Here is an 18,535-nt window from a genome sequence, read left to right as displayed (position 1 = left end):
TATCCAATAGATCCGTTCGCCGCGTCGTCGGCTCCGATCGCTTAGGCGAGCAGCTCCTCGCTGTTCTCGAGTGCATAAAGCGTCCGTGCGGCCACGTTTACTGCATGGTCGCCGATCCGCTCTACGTCGCGGACGATCACGAGCGTCCGAGAGACGTCCGAAAGGACGTTTTCGAGCGGCCACTCGTCCGATTCGTTCGGAAACGCTTGCGCACTGGTGACTGCATCACCGTCGGCGCGGAGATCAATGAGCGTCCGGACGATGCGCTCTGTCACGGCCCCACAGCGGGCGTCGAGTTCGTCGTCACGGTCGGCGACCGCAAAACAGGCGTCGACGTCGTCCGTGACGAACGCCTCGATCGCGTCCTCGACTAACTCGAGTGCGAGCGCGGCGATCCGCTCGAAATCGACGTCGGGAAGCGTCGGTGCGGACCTGGTCGACGCCAGCGTATACTCCGCTACGTTGGTCGCGAGATCGCCGACCCGCTCGAGATCGGTGACGATCTTGAACGTCGCGATGACGCTCCGGAGGTCACTGGCAACCGGCTGGTACAGCGCCAGCAGGTCGAGACATTCGCCCTCGATCTCGAGCGAGCGGCGATTGACGGTCTGATCGCCCGCGATTACTTCGCGCGCGAGCGCACGATCGCCGGTGAACAGCGCGCTGAATCCATCTGCGAGCTGTTCGCGGACGAGATCGCCCAGCGCGATGACCGTCTCGCGAAGGCGCTCGAGGCGGTCCTGATAGTCCTCGCGCGTCATCACCCGAACTTGCCGGTGACGTAGTCCTCGACCCGGTCGCTTTCGGGGTTCTCGAAGATCTTGTCAGTGTCGTCGTACTCGACGAGCTGGCCGCCCGTGAGGAAGACGGCGGTCTGGTCGCTGATCCGCGCAGCCTGCTGCATATTGTGCGTGACGACGACGACGGTGTACTCCTCGGCGAGTTGTTCAATGAGGTCCTCGATCTTGGCGGTCGCGACGGGGTCGAGCGCGCTCGCGGGCTCGTCCATCAGGATCACGTCGGGGTCGACGGCGAGACAGCGCGCGATGCACAGCCGCTGTTGCTGGCCGCCCGAGAGGCCGAGCGCGTTGTCCTCAAGGCGATCGGATACTTCGTCCCACAGCGCGGCTTGCTTGAGCGAACGCTCGACGAGCCGCCGTTCGGCTTCACTGTCGTCACCGCCGAGGAGCTTACCCAGCAGGCCGACGTTCACGTCGCCGTGCTTGCGCGGTCCGTAGGAGACGTTCTCGCGGATCGACTTCGGGAACGGGTTCGGGCTCTGGAACACCATCCCGACCTTCTTCCGGAGTTCCACCAGGTCGGTGTCGCCTTCGTAGATGTTCTCGCCGTCGATCTCGACGGTCCCATCGACCCGGGCGCTGTCGATACGGTCGTTCATCCGGTTGAGACACCGGAGGTACGTCGACTTCCCACAGCCCGACGGCCCGATCAGGGCCGTCACGCTCTGTTCGGGGATCTCCATCGAGATGCTGTCGATGGCGTGGTCGTCCCCGTAGTAGACGTCGAGGTCCTCGACCGTGATCGCGGCCTCGCCCTCGAACTCATAATCGGTCCACGAGTCGACGAGTTGCTCGTCGGTCTCGGCGTCGACCGTGTGGCTAGTGGGTTGCTGGTCCGTGAGGCTGTTCGATTGCTGTTCGTCGTTCGTTCGTGTTACTGTTTGGTCGCTCATTGGTGTAGCTTCCTCCTGAAGTAGATCCGCGAGGCGATGCCGATGGCGTAGAAGCCAAGCACCACCAGCAGCAGTACGAGAGCGGTCCCCCATCCGAACGCCTCCTCCTGGCCGACACCGGCGGTGATGACGGCGTACAGCTGGTAGGGAAGCGCACTCGAGGCCTGTAGCAGCGCCTCGTTCTGGACGAACGGCGGCGTCGCAGTGAACCGGAACGAGCCGAGAATACTCGGCGCGCGCGCCGGGAACGGTGCCCCGCTGGTGACCAGCAGGATCGGTGCCGTCTCGCCTGCGATCCGGCCGACGCCGAGGATCACGCCCGTCACGACGCCTGGCATCGCGGCCGGCAGCACAACGCTTCGAATCGTCTGCCACTGGTTGACGCCAAGCGCGGCACTGGCGTCACGGTACTCGTCGGGGACGCTCTTGATCGCCTCCCGACTGGTGATGACGACCAGGGGCAGCAGCATGAAGCCCAGAACCATCATCCCTGCCAGCAGCGAGTTCCTGTTGCCAAACCGCGGCACGAGGAACGCGTAGCCGAACAGGCCGTAGACGATACTGGGTGTACTCCACAGCGCGTTGGTCGCGGTCTCGATGACCGCGGTAAACCGGCCCTGTTCGGCGTACTCGGTGAGGAAGACGGCAGCACCGATCCCCATCGGGATCGCAAGCACCACCGCGCCGACCACGAGCCAGACCGTGCCGACGATGGCCGGGAAGATGCCGTTGTACTGTTGGCCGAGCATGACGCCCTTCGTGAGGAAGGGAACGGAGATGCTCAGCCCTGGACCGAACTGTGCGCCCTCAAGGAGCGTCGGCAGCCCCTTGCGGACGACAAAGAGGATCAGCAACAGGAGCACGGCGATCATGCCGAAGGCGTTCAGTCCGATCATCAGGTACGCGCCGTTCTGGCGGCCCTGACTGCCAAAGCCCTCGGCGACGATCGCACCGCTCCAGGCGACCAGTAGGCTGAGTGCGATCGTCACAAGCGGCACGACGATCGGCGCGTGGAACGTGGCTGCCAGCGACGGCGGATCCCAGACCCAGCCGACATCGACGAATCCGGCGGCGAGCAAGACGCCCCAGACCAGCGCGAGGAGGCCGACCGGGAGCGTCGTTCCGATGTCTTCCGGGAGTACTGCGATGCCCAGCGTCACGATGAGCGCGACGACCAGCCCCGCGAGGGCGCTGCCGGTCGCGCCGACGCCGAATAGGATCGTCGTCACGAGGCCGCCGGTCGCGAAGCCAACGACGCCGAACGCGACGCCGGTTCCGAGTCCGGTGTACTGATCGGCGGTCGTTTTGAAGAGGCCGACGTTCGACGCGATCCCGGCGGCGATCAGACCGGCACCCGCGAGCAGGAACGCGACGCCGAACAGCGCGAACAGGGAGAGGCCCGCGACTGCGGTGTCTGGGCTCGTGCGATCGAACAGCGTCGTCCAGCCGAGCAGGAACGTGACGATAGCGGTCCCGACGATACCCAGCGCGACGCGGTCGAACATGTCGACTCCCGGCGCGGCCGTCCGGGAAGAAGTCTCTCCACTCATGATTCACCCTGTAGCTGATGTTTCATTCGTCGTTCAATATACTGCGAGCCGATCGACAGCACGGTGACACTGACGAACAGCACGACGCCCGCGGCGAACAGCGCGCTCATGTGCGTTCCACTGGCGACACCGTACTGGCTCGCGATGAGGCTGGTCAGCGTCTCCGTGTTACCGAAGACGTCGTATAGCGGATCGGGCAGCCGCTGGGCGTGGCCCAGAATCACCGTCGCCGCCATCGTCTCGCCGATGGCGCGTCCGACGCCGAGTAGCACGGCAGCCGACACTCCCGAGAACGAGGCGGGGATGGTGATGCTTTTGATCGTCTGCCAGTCGGTCGTTCCAAGCGCGAGGGAGCCGCTTTTCATCGATTCGGGAACGCTCGCGATGGCGTCCTCGGCGACGGAGACGACCGTCGGCAGCGACATCAGCCCGACGACCAGCCCCACGATCACGAGGCTGCCAGACGTCGGCAGTTCTAGACTCTCCATCATGTAGTCGTTCAGGATGGTGAAGCCGATGAAGCCGTAGACGATCGAAGGGATGCCCGCGAGCGTCTCGACGGCGGGTTTGACGACCTCGCGGACCGCGTCGGGCGCGATCTCACTGATGAACAGTGCGCCCGCGACGCCGAGCGGGCCGGCGATCAGCATCGCCAGAACCGTCGTCACGAGTGTGCCCCACATCATCGGCACGAGCGAGTACATTTCCTCACCGCGCGTGCGCCACATCGGCTCGGAAGTGGACGTGAACATCTCTGCGCCCATGAGTCGAATCGCAGGCAGCGCCTCGACGAGCAGGTAGAAGGTGATCAGCGCGAGGATCGTCCCGGTCCCGATCGTCGCCAGAAAGCTCAGCGCCTTGGCCGTGGCCGCCTGGTACTCGTAGAGCCCGTACGCGACCGTGAACAGGAAGCCCGCGAAGGGCAGCGCTGTAAACGGCGATCCGATCAGGAACGTGATCGCCGACACGAGGAGACACAGCGCTCCCGCTGCTCCCAGCGCCACGACGCGGTCGTCGATCGTCTCGACCCCGAACCGCTCTCGTACTTGTTGGTGTAATTCTGTCGTTGACATAGAATAACGGTGGTTGAACGGCGACGCGCGTTAGTTCGACTGCTCAGGCAGCTTCGAGCGCTGCTCGTCGCGCTCCTCGGGAGGGAGCATGAAGTAATTGTTCGGCTTGACGAAGTGCTGCTGGCCGAACTCGCTCAGCAGCATGTTGATGAACGCCGCTTCCTTCTCGCTGGTGCCCTCGTAGGTGTAGCAGTGGAGCTCACGGGAGAGCGGGTAGTCCTTCGAGCCGAGGTTCTCGCCGAGCGTGTAGGTCGTCCCGTCGAGTTCGAGCGAGATCGCAGGGACGCGGTCCATGTCGACGAACGCAAGCGCCATGTACGCGATGGCGTTGTCGGAGTCGGCAACCGTCGTCTGAACCTGCTGGTTCTGGCCCTTGCGGACGTCGACGTTCATCTCGGCCTCGGGGTCGCCGAGCATGTTGGCGCGGAAGGCCGTGTCGGTACCAGAGCCGACTGCGCGGCCGACAGCTTGAATCTCTTTGTCCGGCCCGCTGTAGCTGGGGATCTCGGACCAGTTCGTGATCTCGCCGGTGTAGATCCCACGAACCTGCTCGCCGGTCAGCTTCTCGACGCCAGCGTCCCAGACTTCCCTGCTCACGACGACAGGCTGGCCGTCGCGTGCGACGACGTGGTCGGTGTACTTGTCGAGTTCTTCCTGGCTGGCGTCGGGGAGCTCGTCAGCGACGCTCGAGCTGGCGTCACCGATGTCGACCTGCCCGTTGGCGACCTTCTCGATGCCGGTCCCGGAGTGGCTGAGACCGACGTTGACCGAGAACGGCGGCGCAGCGCCGTCCTTTGGCTCGAAGCCGTAGAGGCCTGCCCAGTAGTCGGCGAGGTTCTTGTTGTCGGAGTTGTCGATCTGGTCATAGCCGGGCGCTGTGCCTTCGGAGTTGGATCCCCAGTATTCGCCGTCATCGGCGGGGTGGTTGGAGTTCCAGTAGGACGCCGCGTCGGACGTGATTGGGTACACGGTGGAGGAACCGTCGGCCGTCAGTGGGCCGGTGCTCCCGTCGCTGCTTGCATTGCCCAGACAGCCGGCGGCTGCCATCGTTCCGAGTGCGCCGGTCGCTGCGATGAACTTCCGCCGCGATACCGAATCCACAGAGCGCTCGAACTGGTTGTCTGCCATCACCTGAGAAATCCGATGGGCTATAAAAATACGATGCTATGAACCATATATACCGATCAGTGGCGACATAGCTCTATATAGCTCTACGCCGGCGGCAACCGACGCGACGGGTGGCGACCACGAAGCGCTCGGCTCCGCGTGACGGTATCGCTACACGTGCCCGGGTCGGATCGACGAATCGCGACACTGACTTACAGCTAGCAGTATAACTCGGCGTATGAGTTTCCTGCAGGTGGGCGCAGTCGCACTCTTTGGGATCGCGGTCGTGCTCGGCGCTGCCGCTGTCGTCTATCGGGACGCAACTCGAGTCGGTGTCTCGAGACCAACGGTCTGGGCAGGAATCGTGGCCATCGCCTGGGGGAGTGCGCTTGGGCTCTATCTCGCACCGCTTGCCGTGCCGATTCCTGGCCTGCTCGTGATGGTCGTCGGGGGACCGGCGCTGTACCTGTTCGAACGCGACGACGTGACACACAACGACGACTCCGCTGATCCGTTCTCGTTGCCTGACGGCCCTGGCGACTCCTCGAGCGACGGGAACCGCGACGAGTGACCGGCTGCCGGCTCGAGTCGCCGTACACACCACACGCCTTTTGCCCACCCCGGTCCAACGGCCGCTAACATGAGCGATTCCGCACCTTCCGGGGCCGACGCCGACGAGGATGGCGGGCCGGCACAGGTCTCGAGTCCGGACTACCACAGCGAGAACCACACGGCTGCTCAGACCTGCGGCTGGACGGCAAACGCCCTCCGCGGCGAGGGGAAGTGTTACAAGAACATCTTCTATGGGATCGAATCCCACCGCTGCATCCAGATGACGCCGGTCGTCCGATGTAACGAGCGCTGTGTCTTCTGCTGGCGCGATCACAACGGCCACGCATACGAACTCGATGACGTCGAGTGGGACGACCCCGAGGCGGTCGTCGACGCCTCGATCAAACTCCAGAAGAAACTGCTCTCGGGCTTTGGCGGCAACGAAGAGGTCCCTCGCGAGGTCTTCGACCAGGCGATGGAACCGCGCCACGTTGCCATCAGTCTCGACGGCGAGCCGACGCTCTATCCCTACCTGCCAGAACTCATCGAGGCCTTCCACGACCGGGACATCACCACGTTCCTCGTTTCCAATGGCACCCGTCCCGAGGTGCTCCGTGAATGCGATCCCACCCAGCTGTACGTCAGCGTCGACGCCCCCGAGCGTCACACCTTCGATCAGGTCGTCGGCGCGATGGAGGACGACGCCTGGGCAAAGCTGCTCGAGACGATGGCCGTCCTCGCCGACAAAGACGAGACCCGCACCGTCCTCCGGACGACGCTGGTCGACGGCGAGAACATGCATCATCCCGACTGGTATGCTGGCTTCTACCAGCAGGCCGACCCCGATTTCATCGAGCTGAAAGCCTACATGCACATCGGTCACTCGCGCGGTCGACTCGACCGCTCGTCGATGCCTGACCACGAGGCGGTCATGGACTTCGCGGAATCGGTGGCCGACCACATGCCCGAGTTTGACGAGGTCATGGGCGTCCCGGCCTCCCGCGTCGCGTTGCTCTCGAAGACGAGCGATACGTGGGTGCCAAAACTGAAGAAGGGAAGCGAGTTCTGGAATCGGGACCCCGTGACCGGCGACTAACCCACCAGCGTCCCGGACCCGCGGCGAAACGCGAGCCAACGCAGATCAGTTACTCGATATCTCGAGTCGCGACTCTCGAACGACGCCCTCGATCGTCACACGGAGTTTACGACTGATGGCGAACAGTGCCACCGAGTACACCGCCGCGCCGAACGCGACGACGGCGAGCAGGTGATACCACCGGTCGACGGCGACGATGTCGATGAGCGGTCGGACCAGCACGAACATCAACACCGCGGCGGCGACCTGCTCGAGCAGCGTCCGGGGGACTAATTCGACAGCCGGCAGTTCCCGGCTGACGACGTATGCGGAGAGGAGATACCGCAGCGTCTCGGCGACGACTGTCGCGATCACGACCCCGATCGCCCCGTATGCAAGTGTCAGTGCGACGCCAAGGACGATGTTCAGCGCAAGCGTCGTCGACGAAATCCACGTGTTCACGTCCGGCCGGTCGATCCCGCCGATCGCACTCGTGAGTGGGCCGCTTTGTGTGCTCACGATCTGGAACAGCGCGAGCCCAACCAGCAGCGCGGCGGCGTCGGCGTACTCGGACCCGAACGCGGTCACCACGAGCAGTTCGGGCATCGCGACAGCGCCGAAAAACATCGGAATCGCGACGATACTCGCGAACGCGAGCGTGTTCGAGACGTCGTCGCTGACGTCTTCGCCCTGACTGTGGAGTCGACTGACACGGGCCATCAGCACACTCTGGGCGGCCATCATCACGAACGTTGCCGGGACGGTGAGCTTCAGCGCGACTTCGTACTGGCCGGCCGCTGCCGGCGCGAGGAGATAGCCGAGGAGGAGAATGTCGAACCGGTCGTAGGTCTGTCCCAGAAACGAGTTCGGAATGCTGTATTTCGCGTACGACCAGAGGCTCGTGATGGTATCACGGGAGGGAATCGTCGGTTTCGTCCGCACAAAGTACCAGAGAACGGGCAATGAGAGGAACGTCGCCGCAGCCAGCCCGTAGGCCATGCCGGCGGCACCAAGTCCGAGGAGGACGAGTGCAAGCTGGAGCGGGAACGTCAACAGCGACCGGAAGGTATCGATCCACATCGAGGCACCGACGAGGCCCCGCGCCTGGACGACGCGGTCGGTCGGCTCGTAGAGCGTGACAGCACTCATCAGGACGACGAACAACACCGGTGCCGCAGCGAGTCCCGTATAGGACACGAGCCACTGCGACGCGAGGAGGCTGACCACGCCCATAAGCCCCAGCCAGCCAAGCGTAAACACTAGTTGGCCGCCGATCAGCTCACGTTCGGGGGCACCGGCCTCCGAGAATCGCTTCATGATCGCCGTTCCCCAGCCGTTGACCGCGCGATCGCCGAGTTTGACCAGCGAGAAGAGCAGATAGAACCCGCCGAACCCGGCCGGCCCGAGCACCCGCGCGAAGACGATGGTGCCAGCGAAGCCGATCGCAGCCATCGTGAACTTCGCGGCCGTCGCCTTCACTGTCTCGCCGCCGAGGCTGACCGACGTCGCGTCCGTCATTCGTTTCGAGCCAACGGCGACAGAGCGGCGATTCTAGCTCGATTCCCGTGGTATATGGAGCTGACCACGCCAGCCACCGCTCGAGCGATCACGTTCGATCGACGGAAACGACACGGGAGGGGACGCAGCATTAGGCTAGCACCAGCGTAGTTGCGTGCGGTCACACTCATTATCCGGGCGTATCAGTGTACCGCCTGCTCCGATCGTCGAATCGATAGCAAGGGTTCAATCTTCGGCCACCCCCGTCAGCGACACCAAGAGAGACGCTGCCCGGATGTTGAAGAGGCCAGTCGTGGTGTGTCTCTGCATGACGATGCTGGGGATTATCGCCCTTGACGCCGCCGACTACGACCTCGCCCGCGAGTGGGGGTGTGAGAACATGTTGCTCGAGACCCACGGGAAACTCGAGACGTTCGCCCATTCCGGCGAGAACCCGAATACGCTCGAGGTCTGGACATCGGTTGCGACGGGCGTCGAGCCGCCGAGCCACGGCCTCGCCTCGACCGGCGAGCAACAGCAGTGGCGCAATCCGGTCCTCGAGTACGCGAGTGCGGTGGCTCCCTATCTCTTGCCAAAGGACGCGCGTGTTAAGATCGGCACGTGGCTGCGCGGAGACGGCGGTGCGGCCGAAGACGGCAGCGGAACCGACGGCGTCGGGATGACGCTCCGACAGACCGACCACTCGCACCTCTTTGAGCCTGACAATCGCGTCGTCCGCTGGTGGCCCGGCGTCACCCCTGGAAAACACTTGAGCGAAACCTGGCACTGGCTCAACCTCGCCTCGCGCGATGACATCTCTGACGACGAACTCTGGCGGCGGCTGTACGGGAATGCCGGCCTCGAGGCCGGCTGGTTGCAGGGGATGGGACAGACGGACGTGGCCGTTGCCGGGGTCCACATGCACGCCCTCGATGCCGCCGGCCACGCCTTCGCGACACACCCGGACCGCCTGCGGGAGGTGTACGAACGGGTCGATCGCCTGCTCGGGTCCGTCCGCGAGCACGTCGACGAACTGCTGGTGCTGTCGGATCACGGCATGCAAGTTGAGTGGATCGACGGCGATTCCAAACCCGGCTTTCACAGCTGGCGGGCGCTCGCATCGACAACGCTCGCCGCTGATCTGCCAGAAAGCGTGTTCGACGTTCGCGACTGGGTCGACGAACACGCTGCCGACAGCGACGACAGGCGAGCCGAGCGACAGCCGGCAGTGATGGACACGACGGAAGAACAGCTTCGGGATCTGGGCTACCTCGAGTAACCGATCGGTACCTGTCCCATCGCCTTTCAATCGAGGTAACCGAGTTCGCGCAGATGATCTTCGGGGACGTCGATGGTCTCTCCGCCCTCGTCGTTCTCACGTTCGACACGCGTGTCGCTGACGTGTGTGTCGACCCAGTCTCTGACGTCGAACACTGATTCGGGACGGGTGTCGGTCGTTGCACTCGCGTACGCCCGCCAAGAGTGCGTCGCGGGATTCTTGCCAGCATCAGGCGGGTAGAATGCAGTGCGCATGCCGTGGTCGCTAAGGAGCAGCAGGTCGTCGCCGTCCTCGAGTGCGTCGACCATCTCCTCGACGAACTCGCCGACGCGGGCGTAGGCGTGTCGGAGCGCGTCCTCGTCGTCGGCGTAGGCGTGGCCGGCAGCGTCGAGGGCGTGGACGTGGACGCCAGCGATCGAGACGGGATGGCGGAGCATCTCGCGCGCCCAGGCAAACTGCTGGGCACACTGGCCGAACAGTTCGCGCTCGAACTCGCTCCGAGACATCCCTTCAGCGACGGCGTTCATCAGGTCCCACGCCCGCTGCAGTGGCCGGCCGTCAGCGACGCCCGGCCAGTTGTGGACGACTGCGCCCTCAGCATCGAAGATCGACTCGGCATCCGTGCGGCCGATCCGTTCGCGTTCGCCCGTCCGCGAGCGGACGACTTTTCCGAGCGTGCCGCGCGTCGACTCGTCGAGTCGACCGGAAATGCGCGAGAGCCCCTCGAGGACGGGATTATCCCACTCGCTCGTCCCGCCGCCAGTGATGCCGTGCTCCTCGGGATGCAGACCGGTCGCGACCGTCGCCCACACCTCCGGCGTGTACGGCAGATCCTGTGTGTGCGCGAACGTCCCGAGGTCGCCACTCGAGGCGAGCCGAAACGAATCGAGATCGAAGTAGTCGACCAGTCCGGCATCGAGGGCGTCCAGTGCTAGGATGATCACCGTCATCTGTCGATCCCTCCGTCAGTCGGTCGTTGCTCACCGATCATGCATATCCTAGGTCCTCCAGGTCCTCCTGCAGCGCGTCCTCTTTGACCACGTACTCGGGATCGAACCGCTCGAGCTGTCGTTCGAGCGCAGGATCGGTCGCCGGGTCGCCGTCTGTGAGTCGAACGGTTCCATCGTTCGTCGCGAGGTGCTCGGCGTTCATCGCCGCCTTTTGCTCGCCGTAGGCAGCGAAGGCGACCTCGCGCTCGAGCGTGCCGACGCCGTGTTCACGCCCAGTGAAGACCGTCGGGACGTCAACGAGCGAGACGACATCGCCGAGGTCGGGCGCGTTCCGCGTCCCGAAGGGGACGCGTAACAGTTCCGGCCGCATCTCGCCGGGATGGCCCCACAGGCCGTCTTCACCCAGAAGTTCGCCGTGGTCGGCACAGAAGACGACGCGCGTCTCGTCGGGAATCGCCTCCCAGAGCCGCGCGAGTTTCCGGTCGAGTTCGACGATCTCCCGGCGGTACAGATCGCGAACGAGGTCTTCGTCTGCCGTCGAGCCGCGCCCCGAGAGGACGCGGCGTGTCACTCGCTGGGCTTTGGCCCGACTGACGCCTGTGGTGTCCGGATCGTACGGATGGTGTGGCTCCATGAAATGGAGCCAGCCGAACCACGAATCGTGTCCCTCGCATTCCGTGAGGAACTGCTCGATCACGTCGTCTGCCGGTCGAAACGACTTCTCGAGGTCGGTCACGCGACTCCGAAGCGCCTGATACCGGTTCCAGCTCCAGCTTGCGATCCGATAGGCAAGGGTCCCTCGGTCCAGCACCACTGCCCCCTTCTCTTTGAGCGTCTCACCGCCACCTTTTGGGGAGCTAAACGAGTCGAAGCCGTCGTCGTAGCCGTATTCGGCCGACAGAAGGTGATTCGTCGTCACGCCGACGCAGTGGCGGTCGAACGCGCGAGCGACACTCGTCCCGTCCCCGAGGCCGCCACCAGCCGCGTACTCACCGCCGATAATAGCGGGAAAACTCCCGAAGGTCGCCGTTGACGTCGAAAACGCTCGCGGGTGCGTCCGCTCGAGAAATTCTTGCGTCCGTTCCATCTCGTCGAACCGATCGGCACGCAGCGAGTCGACGGTGACGAGCAGCGTCGTTTCTGCTGGGGTCGTGTCCGCGTCGGACGTCATCGCTGGATCACCTGTCGCAGCACGTGGGTCGGTGCCATAGCCTCGATGCGCAGCCGGGCGTCTCGTGCGTCCATCACTTTTGCCTCGAGCCACGTTGGAAGCGGGAGGTCGCTATCGAGGATTGCGAGTGGCTTGTCGACGGACTGCGTTCCGAGCCAGAACTCGCGGGCGACGACCTGATCGTAGCCCCACTTCTCGCGGAAGTACGCCTTGCTCGCCAGCAGTTTGGCACGGTCTCGCCGGTTCGCGTCGTACTCGCTGCCGCCGCCGGGGTGGTGTGGGAAGAGCACGGCGGGGCAGGTCCCGAATCGCCAGTCGGTTGTCTGCCAGTGGGCGACGAAGAAGTCGAGGTGTTCGCGGCCGATGACGTAGGTTTCGTCCCAGGACTGTTCCTCGAGACAGTCCCGTCGAAACGTCACGACGTTCGGCACGAAGTCGAACTCGACGAGCGGGTAGCCCGCTACCTGTGCTGCCGTCTTCGCACCCGTATCACGGATGAGCACATCGCCGTCCTCGAACAGATCGTGACACAATCCCTGAATCCGTCCGTGCTCGAGCAACAGGCCACTGATCCCGCCGAACTCGGGGCGGGCCTCGAGCTGGCGCGCGAGGATATCGACGTTCGTCGGCACCTCGTGGTCACTATCGACGACCGTCAAGTACTCCTCGGAGAGGGCATCGACGATCGCGTTGCGGCCGACGCCGAGCCCCGCATCGTATGGCAGGTCGATCAACTCGAGATCGAACGGCCACGATCGCTCGTAGAGGTGGTCGCGCTCTTCGGTCCGCCCATCGTCGGCGATGTAGACCGTCTCGTAGGCGTTCGCAGGGACCGACTCGAGGAGCCGCTCGAGTTTCTCGGTGCGGTTGAACACTTTGAGACCGAGGGCAGTGCTGGGGGAGCTCACGACGAGTCCTCCCCCGTTGCGGTCGCATCGTCTCTCGTCTGTCGGCCGAGTTGTCTCGTCATGAGTCTCACTCCGTGTATCCAAGCGACGTCAGGCGGTCCTGAACGTCGACGCTGACCTCGCGATCGCGGTCCGACTCCGCCTCGAGCGCCGGCTGTCTGGTCGTTTCGTCACGGGCCTCGAGTTCGATCCACGGCACCCGCCGGACGCTCGAGACGGGCTTGTCGGGGTGGCCCCAGATGCCGAGTTCGCCCATCGCGTTGCCGTGGTCGGAACTCACGATTAGCGTGCCGTCGACGTTGCGCCGAAGTGTCGCCATCGACGCCAGTCCGATTCGCAGGTTGTCGGCGTAGGCCGCCCATACCTCGTCTCTGTCCAACTCGCCGCGTCGCACCCGTCCCCAGGCGTCGAGTCCAGCCTCGTCCGGATCCACGACCGAACCTGGCGACCCCCAGTGTGCCGGGCGATAACCTGCGTGAAGGTCCGGTCGCTCGAGAAACGGGACGTGGGGCTGCATGTAGTGGACGATGACGCGGTCGAACTCCCCGGACCGACAGACGCGGATCGCGCGGTCGGTGATCGGTTCGGGCCGGATCGTGCCGGCGTCGTCGTCCCAGGCGTACCGCCACACCTCGTCGAGCAGTCCGAGTGAATGCTCATCACCGAGGACCGCCGCGGAGAACGGATTCCCCGTCACGTACGCCGTCTGCTCGAGGGTCGCCGCATGCGCCGGCGTGAACGTCCGGCGCATCCATTCTTTCGACGACCCCGCGACCGAGTCGATTGCCCCTGTCTCGACGTCGGTCGGCGAGGGGAGCCAGTCGTACTCGGTGGCAACCTCAGCCATCAGGTCGACCCGGCAGGCGTCCAGCAGGACGAGGACGTCCCACTCGCGCTCGAAGACGGTCCGATCGGCGAACTCACCCATCCACATATGCCGACCTACCCACTCGTAGACGACCTCAAGCGACCGGCGAACGCCGCGGTCGGGCACGTTTCGGATGAATCGGCTGATCCCCATCAGCTACGCACCTCTCTCGAGTGCGACGTGTGGATTCGACGCCCAATCATGCGTATCCCAGATCCTCGAGTTGTTGCATCACCGATTCGTCGAGTTCGCCGTCTTCTTCGACGTCCTCGCGGCGCTCGAGCGCGTCGACGAGGGCGCGCAGTCGCGCCTGCGGGTCCTCGTAAGGCGTGTCACCCCACTCCGCGAATCCGTCGAACGTTTCGTAGCCGAAGTACCCGCCGAGCGCGACTCCCTCGAGCCACCGAGTTCGGTACGCGATGTCCTCGAACCCTTTCCGGCGCATGGCGTCTATGTGTCGGTCGGGGAGGCCGTGATACTCGACGAGGGTTTCTCCCTCGCGGAACTTGCCGGGTGCGCGCTCGCCGTGGGCCGCAGCATCGGCATCGTCGCGCTCGACAGCAGTCTCGGCGTCGCGTTCCGAGAGCGCAGTGAGATCGCGGCCTCGAGTGGCGAGGTTGGACTCGATGCCGGCCCCGGCGAGAACCGTCTCGTAGACGTCCATGAGGGTCACCGACCGGCTATCGGTTGTGATCCCCTCGACGGGGCCATCGCGTGCGTCGTAGACTGACAGCGGGACCCGGGCGAGTTCGGGATAGATTCCCGAGAGGTGTTCCCAGCCGCCGTGTTCGCCGAGGAGTTCGCCGTGGTCGCTGACTGTAATGATCAGGTCGAAGGAGTCGCGCAGGGCCGCGAAGAGCCGCTCGTACATATGCGAGAGGTAGCGGACGCTGTCGTCGTAGGCCCGTTCGATATCCGCGGGGTCGTCTTTCGGCTCGCCCAGCGAGGCGGCAAGCCCCTCGATGTCGACGTCGACGGTCTTCCACTCTGAAGGCGGGTCGTACGGCGAGTGAGCCTCCATCAGGTTCATGAACAGGAACTCGTCGTCGCCGAACGCCGTCTCGCGGGCGAGCTCGAGCGCCGTGCTCGCACCGTCGTCGACGACCGCTGTATGGCGACCGAAGCGAGTGTCGCGCAGTTTCAATTTTGCGCCGTGTTTCAGCGACGGGAGCGTTCGGTTGTCCCCGAGAACCACTTCTTTGAGCGCGAGCGCGTACCGCTCGGGGCCGCTGTCGCGTGTCTGTGCGATGAACCCGTCCCAGTCGAAGAGGTCCTCACCGTGGTGTTTGAGTCGCCAGCTCTTCTCGAACTGCTCGAAGCCACGATCGGCGTCGAACACCGGCGAGATGTTGGGATTCGCGCTAAATGCCCGGGTCGTGTAGCCGGCATCCTGCAGCCGTTCGGCGAGCAGCGGTTCAGGGCAGTCGAACGTCTGTGCGCCGGCGTAGATGCCGGCCTCGCTGGCGTACCGTCCCGTAAACAGTGATGCGTGGGCGGGGACCGTCCAGTGGCTGGTACTCCAGGCGTACTCGAATCGCCGGCCGGGCAGCCAGTCGAAGTGCTCCTCGAAGGCGTCGTATCGCAGCGTATCGAGGACGATGAGTGCAACGTTCGTCATGAATTCGTATGGAGGGTTATCTGTTGGATCGAATCGCGTTCGGCAGGTCATACCGGACCGTGTCGACGAGGTTCCAGACCCCCTTTCGCCACAGCCAGTCGTTTACCCGCCCCGTGAGCGTGTCGGGGACCAGAACCGTCTCGTAGCGGTCGGGATACTTCCGTTTCAGGCGGGCCTCGAGCGCCTCGTCGAGCGTCGCCCGTGGCGGGTCGGGATGGTTCATCCTGACCTCGTCGTGATACGCACAGTGGCCGTCGGCGTCGCGTTCCATCCGCCAGCCGAACTCGGTGTCGTCGCGCCAACCGGCGAACGTCGAGCGAAAGCCACCGACGCTGAGTGCCGTATCGCGATCGAACGCAAGGTTACAGCCGACGTACCGGCGCTCCCCGTCGTAGGTCCGCCCGCCGGAGACGGCACCCTCGAGACAGACGAGTTCCGGATCGCGATCGAACGCGGCCAGAATCTTCGAGAGCCAGTCTCGCGGCGGCAGACAGTCGTCGTCGGTCAGTGCGACGATTTCGCCGCGGGCAGCGCGGATCCCGTCGTTTCGCGCCTCGCAGATGTCGAGCGTCGCATCGTCGACGACGATCACCTCGTATGCGTCGGCTGTCTGCTCGCGAAGCGACGCGACGACGGCGTCGTGACTGTTTGTGGGAATCGTCGGGATGACCACGGAGATGACGGGGTCAGGATGATCGATTGGCCGCAGAAGCGAGCCGTCTGTGGGTTCCGTCACTCGTCGGCCACCTCCTCAAGCGACGTATCGCGATCCGTGTCGACGGCCCGGGTCGCTTCGGGAAGGTGGCGTCTCCGGAATCGGGGGCGGGACCGCCGACCGGCTTCTAGTTCGTCAGCGGTGTCGGGAGCGACGTCGGCGGCCGCCGTCTCCACGACGACCGCGCGCAGGTCTTCCGCGAAGCGGTCGTACTCGTAGCGTCTGGCGGTCTGACGAATCTCGACGGGGTCGAAGTCGTCGGGATCGAACTGCCGTACCGTCTCCCGGATCGACGCGACAGTCGGCTCGAAGCACAGCCCTGTCCGTCCACCCTGTACCTGATACCGCGTGAACCCCTCGTCGACGCCGAGTAAGGGTTTGCCGGCCATCATCGTCTCCGCACCGACGAGGCCGAAGTCCTCCTGTTTCGGCGCGTAGACGACGGCAGTGGCCCGTGCGACCAGCGACTCGATGTCGTCGACGTAGCCCCGGAGTTCGATATTGTCGTGCTTCGCCGCGAACGCCTCGAGTCGCTCGCGTTGCTGGCCGTCGCCAGCGATCACGAGACGTTCGTCCAGCCCCGCAAAGGCCTTCGCGATCAGGCCGATCCGCTTTTCGGGGGCGAGTCGCGACCACGTGACAAAGTAGCCGTCGTCGCCCTCGTTGCGCCAATCGCCGGTGACTGGTGGGTAGATTACCGTCGCGTCGCGGTCGTAGTAGCGCCGGATTCGGTCCCGGACCAGTTCGCTGTTCGCGACGAATTGGTCGACGTAGTCGTTGGCTTCCTTGTCGAGCGCGCGCCACCCCTTCGCGTAGGCCTTGACGCCGGCCTCGACGATCGGTTTGCGAAACGACGAGAGTCGGTCCCGATAGAGGTCATAGAGCCAGCGCGGCGGACTATGTGGATAGTGGACGATCCGCTGGTCGACCTCGGGGACGTAGGATTTCGACAGCGGCGCGCTCTCTAATATCACGTCGTACTCTGCAAGCGCCGGATGCGCGTCGGTCATGTCGAGGGCCACGTTGAGCGTCTCGAGGGGATTCATTCCCTCGTTTCGCCACTCGAGAAACGGCTGCCAGGGCAGTGAGGTGTATTTTTCCTGGCGGAACGGGACCACGCTGACGTCGGTGGGGAGGTCAGTCCCCGCGGCGACGTAGGCGGTGTAGATCGGCGCGTCGAGGACGCGTGCGGCCTCGATGGCGAACTCCTCGCCACCACCGATACCGGGGAAGCGGTCGTGGAGGATCGCGACGTCAGTCACTGTAACACCTCTCGGAGTTCCTCGTCCGGCGTCCACGTTCCGTCGTGGGTCTCGTCGTCGCCATTGGCGCGCGCTCGCAGGAGGGTGACGCTCGCACGAAACAGCGAAATCTGCGTGTCGAACAGCGAATAGAGTGGCTGGAGTGGCCCGAGCGCGTCGCGAGAGCCAAGCGCCGTGAACGCGACGATACCGGCCGGCGTCGCCAATCCGAGCGGACCCAAAATAGCCAGCGAACCGATCGTGGCCAGTGCGAGTCCGGACGCGACGAGCCACGGCGAGACGACCATGAACCACCAGTTGAAGGGGAGGACGACCCGGCCGTAGGCTCCGTGGCGGCCGAGAGCGTCACGCTGTCGCCAGAGGAGTCGCAACAGCCCCATCGCGCGCCGGTCTTTCTGCTCGCGACGCTTGCCGAACGACGAGTGGGCGGCTTCCTTGTAGTGGATCGCCGGATCGAAGACGACTCGGCCGCCGTTGCGTCGAATCTTGAGCGCGAGTTCGGTGTCGTCGGCGATCGAGTCCTCGTCGATCGGGACGATCGCGTCGCGTTCGAACGCCGAAAATGGCCCGTGGAAGATCAGCGTCGAGTCGATGTGGGACTCGAGCACCTGAATCATCGTCTGGATGTCGCGATAGCCCCGCTCGACTTCGCTGTCGCCGATGACCTCGGCGTTGCGGCCAGTCACCCCTGCGACCTCGGGGTCGGCGAGGTTCGCCACGGCCCGCCGGATAGCATCGGGTGCGATCCGGGAGTCACAGTCGGTCTTGATGACGACCTCGTTGGCCGCGGCCGCGTAGGCCTCGTTCAGCGCGACTGCAAGCCCCCGGCGTTCCTCTTCGCGGATGAGCGTCAGCTGCGGTTCGTCTCGGCCGGCGAAGAACGTCTCGACCAGATCGGCCGTCCCGTCGTCGCTCGAGTCGACGACGACGAGTTCGACCTTTGCCATCGGGTAGTCGAGTTCGACCAGTTCCTCGAGTTTCGACTCGACGATGGCAGCCTCGTTGTAGGTCGGCAGGACGATGCTCACCGACGGCTCTCGCGGCCACGTGTTGGCGGGCGTCCCCGACGGCCGTCGGAGGTAGTAGACGCCGAGATAGATCAAATACGGAAGTCCAGTCAGTGCGACCAGCCCGAACAGCGCCTCGAGGAACCGCTTCATATAGGTCTGTCGCAACGCTCAACGGGTCGCGACAAAGCACGATGGCTTGCATTGTGC

General features: G+C 64.6%; 17 protein-coding genes. 3 read left to right on the top strand and 14 right to left on the bottom strand.

Going from position 1 to position 18,535, the window contains the following annotated elements; translation table 11 throughout:
- Nucleotides 1-41 precede the first annotated feature (41 nt).
- From phoU to BSG09_RS08825, 5 genes are read right to left on the bottom strand one after another with little or no spacing between them, the layout of a single operon-like run.
- A complete protein-coding gene (gene phoU / locus BSG09_RS08845) occupies nt 42-761 on the bottom strand; it encodes a phosphate signaling complex protein PhoU (RefSeq protein WP_092932243.1) in 720 nt (239 codons plus the stop codon).
- Nucleotides 761-1,693 (bottom strand): phosphate ABC transporter ATP-binding protein PstB, encoded by a 933-nt coding sequence (pstB, locus tag BSG09_RS08840; RefSeq protein ID WP_092932241.1) that lies wholly within the window; start codon nt 1,691-1,693, stop codon nt 761-763. The genes phoU and pstB overlap by 1 nt, the downstream gene beginning before the upstream one ends.
- Nucleotides 1,690-3,243, bottom strand: a complete 1,554-nt coding sequence (pstA, locus tag BSG09_RS08835) for a phosphate ABC transporter permease PstA (RefSeq protein ID WP_092932239.1) — start codon at nt 3,241-3,243, stop codon at nt 1,690-1,692. The genes pstB and pstA overlap by 4 nt, the downstream gene beginning before the upstream one ends.
- The gene (gene pstC / locus BSG09_RS08830; RefSeq protein WP_092932237.1) at nt 3,240-4,316 is read right to left on the bottom strand and encodes a phosphate ABC transporter permease subunit PstC; all 1,077 of its coding nucleotides are present in this window, start codon (nt 4,314-4,316) and stop codon (nt 3,240-3,242) included. Before pstC ends, pstA begins: the two co-directional genes overlap by 4 nt.
- A 30-nt stretch (nt 4,317-4,346) precedes the next feature.
- Nucleotides 4,347-5,444, bottom strand: coding sequence for a PstS family phosphate ABC transporter substrate-binding protein (locus tag BSG09_RS08825; protein ID WP_092932235.1), 1,098 nt, complete (start codon nt 5,442-5,444; stop codon nt 4,347-4,349).
- 217 nt (nt 5,445-5,661) lie between these two features.
- On the opposite strand from BSG09_RS08825, the gene BSG09_RS08820 reads away from it, so the two are divergent.
- Together BSG09_RS08820 and twy1 are read left to right on the top strand one after the other, a co-directional pair.
- A complete protein-coding gene (locus BSG09_RS08820) occupies nt 5,662-5,994 on the top strand; it encodes a hypothetical protein (protein WP_092932233.1) in 333 nt (110 codons plus the stop codon).
- 69 nt (nt 5,995-6,063) lie between these two features.
- On the top strand, nt 6,064-7,071 hold the full coding sequence (gene twy1 / locus BSG09_RS08815) for a 4-demethylwyosine synthase TYW1 (RefSeq protein WP_092932231.1): 1,008 nt from the start codon (nt 6,064-6,066) through the stop codon (nt 7,069-7,071).
- 45 nt (nt 7,072-7,116) lie between these two features.
- Here twy1 and BSG09_RS08810 read toward each other — a convergent pair whose 3' ends face one another.
- On the bottom strand, nt 7,117-8,568 hold the full coding sequence (locus tag BSG09_RS08810) for an oligosaccharide flippase family protein (RefSeq protein ID WP_092932229.1): 1,452 nt from the start codon (nt 8,566-8,568) through the stop codon (nt 7,117-7,119).
- A 307-nt stretch (nt 8,569-8,875) separates the two neighbouring features.
- Between BSG09_RS08810 and BSG09_RS08805 the strand changes: the two genes are divergently transcribed.
- On the top strand, nt 8,876-9,826 hold the full coding sequence (locus BSG09_RS08805) for an alkaline phosphatase family protein (RefSeq protein WP_092932227.1): 951 nt from the start codon (nt 8,876-8,878) through the stop codon (nt 9,824-9,826).
- Between the two features lie 26 nt (nt 9,827-9,852).
- Here BSG09_RS08805 and BSG09_RS08800 read toward each other — a convergent pair whose 3' ends face one another.
- From BSG09_RS08800 to BSG09_RS08765, 8 genes are all read right to left on the bottom strand, one after another.
- Nucleotides 9,853-10,776 (bottom strand): alkaline phosphatase family protein, encoded by a 924-nt coding sequence (locus BSG09_RS08800; RefSeq protein ID WP_092932225.1) that lies wholly within the window; start codon nt 10,774-10,776, stop codon nt 9,853-9,855.
- Nucleotides 10,777-10,813: 37 nt separating this feature from the next.
- A complete protein-coding gene (locus BSG09_RS08795; protein WP_092932223.1) occupies nt 10,814-11,947 on the bottom strand; it encodes a sulfatase-like hydrolase/transferase in 1,134 nt (377 codons plus the stop codon).
- Nucleotides 11,944-12,855, bottom strand: a complete 912-nt coding sequence (locus BSG09_RS08790; RefSeq protein WP_175542178.1) for a glycosyltransferase family 2 protein — start codon at nt 12,853-12,855, stop codon at nt 11,944-11,946. The genes BSG09_RS08795 and BSG09_RS08790 overlap by 4 nt, the downstream gene beginning before the upstream one ends.
- A gap of 67 nt (nt 12,856-12,922) precedes the next feature.
- Nucleotides 12,923-13,876 carry an alkaline phosphatase family protein gene (locus BSG09_RS08785; protein WP_092932219.1) on the bottom strand — a complete coding sequence of 318 codons (954 nt, stop codon included), beginning with the start codon at nt 13,874-13,876 and terminating at the stop codon, nt 12,923-12,925.
- A 46-nt stretch (nt 13,877-13,922) separates the two neighbouring features.
- Entirely contained in the window at nt 13,923-15,341 is a 1,419-nt protein-coding gene (locus BSG09_RS08780) for a sulfatase-like hydrolase/transferase (RefSeq protein WP_092932217.1), read from the bottom strand.
- 16 nt (nt 15,342-15,357) lie between these two features.
- Nucleotides 15,358-16,077, bottom strand: coding sequence for a glycosyltransferase family 2 protein (locus BSG09_RS08775; protein WP_175542177.1), 720 nt, complete (start codon nt 16,075-16,077; stop codon nt 15,358-15,360).
- Nucleotides 16,074-17,318 (bottom strand): glycosyltransferase, encoded by a 1,245-nt coding sequence (locus BSG09_RS08770; protein ID WP_092932215.1) that lies wholly within the window; start codon nt 17,316-17,318, stop codon nt 16,074-16,076. Before BSG09_RS08770 ends, BSG09_RS08775 begins: the two co-directional genes overlap by 4 nt.
- Complete coding sequence (locus tag BSG09_RS08765) at nt 17,315-18,478, bottom strand: glycosyltransferase (protein WP_092932213.1); 1,164 nt, start codon at nt 18,476-18,478, stop codon at nt 17,315-17,317. Before BSG09_RS08765 ends, BSG09_RS08770 begins: the two co-directional genes overlap by 4 nt.
- Between the last annotated feature and the right edge of the window lie 57 nt (nt 18,479-18,535).

The sequence above is a fragment of the Natrinema hispanicum genome (assembly GCF_900111485.1).
Classification (GTDB): domain Archaea; phylum Halobacteriota; class Halobacteria; order Halobacteriales; family Natrialbaceae; genus Natrinema; species Natrinema hispanicum_A.
This window is presented reverse-complemented; position numbering and strand designations above follow the sequence as displayed.

What these genes read in the sequence shown, in the direction of transcription:
- phoU (WP_092932243.1), bottom strand. Translation starts at nt 761, where the DNA reads ATGACGCGCGAGGACTATCAGGACCGCCTCGAGCGCCTTCGCGAGACG.
- pstB (WP_092932241.1), bottom strand. Translation starts at nt 1,693, where the DNA reads ATGAGCGACCAAACAGTAACACGAACGAACGACGAACAGCAATCGAAC.
- pstA (WP_092932239.1), bottom strand. Translation starts at nt 3,243, where the DNA reads ATGAGTGGAGAGACTTCTTCCCGGACGGCCGCGCCGGGAGTCGACATG.
- pstC (WP_092932237.1), bottom strand. Translation starts at nt 4,316, where the DNA reads ATGTCAACGACAGAATTACACCAACAAGTACGAGAGCGGTTCGGGGTC.
- BSG09_RS08825 (WP_092932235.1), bottom strand. Translation starts at nt 5,444, where the DNA reads ATGGCAGACAACCAGTTCGAGCGCTCTGTGGATTCGGTATCGCGGCGG.
- BSG09_RS08820 (WP_092932233.1), top strand. Translation starts at nt 5,662, where the DNA reads ATGAGTTTCCTGCAGGTGGGCGCAGTCGCACTCTTTGGGATCGCGGTC.
- twy1 (WP_092932231.1), top strand. Translation starts at nt 6,064, where the DNA reads ATGAGCGATTCCGCACCTTCCGGGGCCGACGCCGACGAGGATGGCGGG.
- BSG09_RS08810 (WP_092932229.1), bottom strand. Translation starts at nt 8,568, where the DNA reads ATGACGGACGCGACGTCGGTCAGCCTCGGCGGCGAGACAGTGAAGGCG.
- BSG09_RS08805 (WP_092932227.1), top strand. Translation starts at nt 8,876, where the DNA reads ATGACGATGCTGGGGATTATCGCCCTTGACGCCGCCGACTACGACCTC.
- BSG09_RS08800 (WP_092932225.1), bottom strand. Translation starts at nt 10,776, where the DNA reads ATGACGGTGATCATCCTAGCACTGGACGCCCTCGATGCCGGACTGGTC.
- BSG09_RS08795 (WP_092932223.1), bottom strand. Translation starts at nt 11,947, where the DNA reads ATGACGTCCGACGCGGACACGACCCCAGCAGAAACGACGCTGCTCGTC.
- BSG09_RS08785 (WP_092932219.1), bottom strand. Translation starts at nt 13,876, where the DNA reads ATGGGGATCAGCCGATTCATCCGAAACGTGCCCGACCGCGGCGTTCGC.
- BSG09_RS08780 (WP_092932217.1), bottom strand. Translation starts at nt 15,341, where the DNA reads ATGACGAACGTTGCACTCATCGTCCTCGATACGCTGCGATACGACGCC.
- BSG09_RS08765 (WP_092932213.1), bottom strand. Translation starts at nt 18,478, where the DNA reads ATGAAGCGGTTCCTCGAGGCGCTGTTCGGGCTGGTCGCACTGACTGGA.